General features: G+C 74.9%; 5 protein-coding genes. All 5 read left to right on the top strand.

Going from position 1 to position 4,668, the window contains the following annotated elements; genetic code table 11:
* On the top strand, positions 1–882 hold an 882-nt coding region (locus E1182_RS29285; protein ID WP_165942755.1), incomplete at its 5' end, for a glycosyltransferase family 9 protein.
* Positions 879–1,853, top strand: coding sequence for a glycosyltransferase (locus E1182_RS29280; protein ID WP_132270958.1), 975 nt, complete (start codon positions 879–881; stop codon positions 1,851–1,853). The genes E1182_RS29285 and E1182_RS29280, both read left to right, overlap by 4 nt.
* Positions 1,838–3,055, top strand: coding sequence for a glycosyltransferase (locus E1182_RS29275; RefSeq protein WP_132270957.1), 1,218 nt, complete (start codon positions 1,838–1,840; stop codon positions 3,053–3,055). The genes E1182_RS29280 and E1182_RS29275 overlap by 16 nt, the downstream gene beginning before the upstream one ends.
* Positions 3,055–3,759, top strand: a complete 705-nt coding sequence (locus E1182_RS29270; RefSeq protein WP_132270956.1) for an SIS domain-containing protein — start codon at positions 3,055–3,057, stop codon at positions 3,757–3,759. Before E1182_RS29275 ends, E1182_RS29270 begins: the two co-directional genes overlap by 1 nt.
* Positions 3,756–4,668: bifunctional heptose 7-phosphate kinase/heptose 1-phosphate adenyltransferase (locus E1182_RS29265; protein WP_207921567.1), on the top strand; the 913-nt coding region annotated here is incomplete at its 3' end. The genes E1182_RS29270 and E1182_RS29265, both read left to right, overlap by 4 nt.

Genomic DNA, 4,668 nt, shown 5'->3' with positions numbered 1-4,668 from the left:
GACATCCACCACCTCACCACCCGACTCGCCGCCGTCGCCGCCGACGAAGCCGTCATCTTCACCAGCTTCCACCAGTCCCCCCTCCCCCTCGCCCTGCTCCTGCGCCTCGCCGGCGTACCCCGCATCAGCGCCATCAGCGACGACTACCCCGGCAGCCTCCTCGACATCCGACACCACGTCCCCACCGGCACACCCGAACCCGAACGCGCCCTCTCCCTCGCCGCCGCCGCCGGCTTCGGACTACCGCCGGGGGACCAGCCGACCCTGCGGGTACGCACCGACGGGTTGCCCCCACCGCCGGCCGGGCTCGGCCCCGCGGGGTACGTGGTGGTGCATCCCGGCTCCGCGGTCCAGAGCCGCGCCTGCCCACCCGAGCTGGCCACCCGGATCGTCCGGGTGCTCGCCGCCGCCGGTCACCGGGTGGTGGTCACCGGTGGTCCGGACGAGACGGCGTTGACCGCCGGCGTCGCCGGCGACGCCGGCCTCGACCTGGGCGGACGCACCGGGCTGGCGGAGCTGGCCGCGGTGCTCGCCGGGGCCGGCGCACTCGTCGTCGGTAACACCGGTCCGGCGCATCTGGCCGCGGCGCTGGGTGTGCCGGTGGTCAGCCTCTTCGCTCCCACCGTCCCGTACGGACAGTGGGGGCCCTACCGGGTGCCGACGGTCCGCCTCGGTGACGCCACCGCCGCCTGCCGGGACACCCGCGCCACCCGCTGCCCGGAGCCCGGTCACCCCTGCCTGGCCACCGTCGAACCGGGTCGGGTGCTGGACGCCGTACGCCTGCTCGGCGTGTCGGCCGACACGCCGCCGCCGTCCGGCACGGTGACCGCGCCGGGCCCGCAGGCGCCGGCGGTGGTCACCGGCGGCGGGAGCACCCGATGAACATCCTGGTGTGGCATGTGCACGGCTCCTGGACCACGTCCTTCGTGCACGGCAAACACCGCTACCTCATCCCCGTCACCCCCGACCGGGGCCCCTACGGACTCGGCCGGGCCCGCACCTACCCCTGGCCCGACAACGCCATCGAGACCACCCCCGAACAGCTACGCCACGAACACATCGACGTCGTACTGCTACAACGCCCCGAAGAACTCGACCTCGCCGAACAATGGCTCGCCCGCCGCCCCGGCCGCGACCTGCCCGCCATCTACGTCGAACACAACACCCCCAAAGGCGACGTACCCCACACCCGCCACCCCATGGCCGACCGCGACGACCTCCTCCTCACCCACGTCACCCACTTCAACGAACTGTTCTACGACAACGGGGGCACCCGCACCACCGTCATCGAACACGGCGTCGTACCACCCACCACCGAATGGACCGGGCAACTGGACCGACTCGCCGTCGTCACCAACGAACCCATCCGCCGCTGGCGCGTCACCGGCACCGACCTGCTCACCCGCTTCGCCCAGATCGCGCCACTAGACGTCTACGGCATGAAAGTCACCGGCCTCGCCGACCACCTCGGCCTACCCACCGACCGGCTGACCAGCCACGACGACCTGCCGCAGCACCGGATGCACACCGAACTGGCCCAACGCCGCGCCTACCTGCACCTGTGCCGGTGGACCTCACTGGGACTCAGCCTCATCGAAGCCATGCACATCGGCATGCCCGTCATCGCCCTGGCCACCACCGAAGCCGTCGAGGCCATCCCACCCGACGCCGGAGTCATCTCCACCCGGATGGACGTGCTCGTCGACGCGGCGCGGCGGTTCGTCGCCGAACCCGCCGAGGCCCGCCGGGCGGGCGAGCGGGCCCGCGTCGCCGCCCGGGGCCGCTACGGCCTGGACCGATTCCTCGCCGACTGGGACCGCCTGCTGGAGGAGGAAGTATGCGCATCGCGATGATCTCCGAGCACGCCAGCCCGCTCGCCGTGCTGGGCGGTGAGGACGCCGGCGGGCAGAACACCCACGTCGCCGAACTGGCCGCCGCGCTGGCGGCCGCCGGGCACGACGTGCGGGTCTACACCCGCCGCGACGCCGTCGACCTGCCGGTGGCGGTCCGTGCCCCCGGTGGGTACGAGGTGGTGCACGTGCCCGCCGGCCCCGCGGAACCGGTGGCCAAGGACGAGCTGCTGCCGCACATGAAGGAGTTCAGCCACTGGCTGGCGCAGCGGTGGCGGGGCGGCGACTGGACGCCCGAGGTGGTCCACGCGCACTTCTGGATGAGCGGGCTCGCGGCGCTGACCGCCGGTCGACAGACCGGAGTGCCGGTGGTGCAGACGTACCACGCGCTGGGCACGGTCAAGAAGCGGCACCAGGGCGTACAGGACACCAGCCCGGCCCGGCGGATCGGCTACGAGCGGGAACTGGGCCGCGCGGTGGACCGGGTGATCGCCCAGTGCCAGGACGAGGTCGGCGAGCTGGTCCGCCTCGGCGTACCCCGGTCCCGGATGACGGTGATCCCCTCCGGGGTCAACCTGACCACCTTCGCTCCCCTCGGGCCGGCCGCCGAGCGGGAGCCCGACCGGCCCCGGGTGCTCACCGTCGGCCGGCTGGTCGAACGCAAGGGCTTCCAGACGGTGATCCGGGCGATGGAGCTGGTGCCCCGGGCCGAGTGCGTGATCGTCGGCGGTCCGCCCGCCGGGCTGTTGGAGGCCGACCCGTACGCCCGACGGCTGCGCGCACTCGCCGAGTCCTGCGGGGTCGCCGACCGGGTCCGGCTGGTCGGCGCGGTACCCCGGGAGGAGATGGGCCGCTGGTACCGCTCCGCGGACGTGCTGGTGGCCGCCCCCTGGTACGAGCCGTTCGGGCTCACCCCACTGGAGGCGATGGCCTGCGGGGTGCCGGTGATCGGCACCGCCGTCGGTGGGATCAAGGACACGGTCGTCGACGGAGTCACCGGCGACCTGGTCCCGGCCCGGGACCCGAGGGCCCTGGGCATCGCGGTCCAGCGTCTGCTCGACGACCGGATCCGCCGGTTCGGGTACGCCACCGCAGCGCTGCGCCGAGCCCGGCGTAGTTACTCGTGGGCCTCCGCCGCCGAGCGGATCGCGGAACTGTACGGCGAGGTCGCCGCGGTCCGCCGGCCGAGCCGGGTGGTCGCCTGATGGCGGGCGGGCTGCTCGACGCGCACCTGACGTTGCTGGCCGAGGCGCTGCTGCCGTACCGGGACTGCGAGACGTTGCTGGCCCGCTGGGGCACCGAGCTGGCCCGGACACTAACCGGCGGTGGCCGGTTGCTGGTGGCCGGCAACGGCGGCAGTGCCGCCGAGGCCCAGCACCTCACCGCCGAACTGGTCGGCAAGCTCCGCGACGACCGTCGACCCCTGTCGGCGATCGCGCTGCACGCCGAGACCTCGGCGGTGACCGCGATCGGCAACGACTACGGCTATGACGAGGTCTTCGCCCGGCAGGTCCGCGCGCACGGCCGGGTCGGCGACATCCTGCTGCTGATGTCGACCAGCGGCACCAGCGCCAACCTGCTGCGCGCGGTCGACGCCGCCCGCGAGGTCGGCGTGCGCTGCTGGGCGTTCACCGGCCCGGCCCCGAACCCGCTGGCCGAGGCGTGCCACGAGGCGCTGCCCATCGCCTCAGCGGACGGTCAGGTGGTGCAGGAGCTGCATCTGGTCTCCACCCACGTGCTCTGCGAGTACGTCGAGCGGGAGTTGCCGGCCGCGGCTGCCCGCCGTGTCCCGACCGAGCCGGCGCCGGCGGGAACCACGACCAGCGCCGGGCCGGTCCGAGCCGGGGTGGAGGTGCTGCTCGACGGCGGTGGGCGCCAGGTGGAGGCGGGACAAGGAGGGACAGCGTGACCGGACCCCTGGTGGTTGTCGGCGACACCCTGTTGGACCGCGACGTCGAGGGCGTGGTGAACCGGCTCTGCCCGGACTCGCCGGTCCCGGTGCTGGACGAGACCACGCACGCCGACCGGCCCGGCGGAGCCGGCCTCGCGGCCGTCTTCGCCGCCGCGCAGGGCGCCGAGGTGGCCCTGGTGACCGCGCTCGCCGACGACGCCGCCGGAGCCCGGCTCGCCACCCTGCTCACCGCCGCCGGGGTGCGGGTGTATGCGCTGCCGCTGCCCGGTGCCACGGCGGAGAAGATCCGGCTGCGGGCGCGGGGCCGGGTCCTGCTGCGCCACGACCGGGGTGGCCCGGCCGGCGTGCCCGGCGAGCCGCACGAGGCGGTGCTGCGGCTGCTGGCCGAGGCGTCGGCCGTGCTGGTCAGCGACTACGGCCGGGGCGTGGCCCGGCAGCCGGCGCTGCGCGCCGCCCTCGCCGCGACCCGTGCTCCGGTGGTCTGGGATCCGCATCCACGGGGGCCGGCGGCGGTGCCCGGGGTCACCCTGGCCACCCCCAACGAGCCGGAGGCCCGGGAACTGACCAAGGTGCCCGCCGGGGAGTCCCGGCTGGCCACCGCCGCCCGGGGCGCGCAGGGGCTGCGCGAGCGGTGGCGGGCCGGCGCGGTGGCGGTGACCCTCGGCGGGGACGGCGCACTGCTCTGCCACGCCGGGACGACCCCGTTGGTGGTCTCGGCCCCGGTGACGGCCGAGGGCGACACCTGCGGGGCGGGGGACCGGTTCGCCTCCGCCGCCACTCTCGCGCTGGCCCGGGGCGCGCTGGTCTCCGAGGCGGTACAGCAGGCGGTGGCGGAGGCGTCGGCGTACGTGGCCGGCGGGGGAGTGGCTGCCGCCCTGCCCCGGTCGGTCCACACCGCCCCACCGG

This window comes from Micromonospora sp. KC721 (genome assembly GCF_004348355.1).
Lineage (GTDB): Bacteria > Actinomycetota > Actinomycetes > Mycobacteriales > Micromonosporaceae > Micromonospora.
This window is presented reverse-complemented; position numbering and strand designations above follow the sequence as displayed.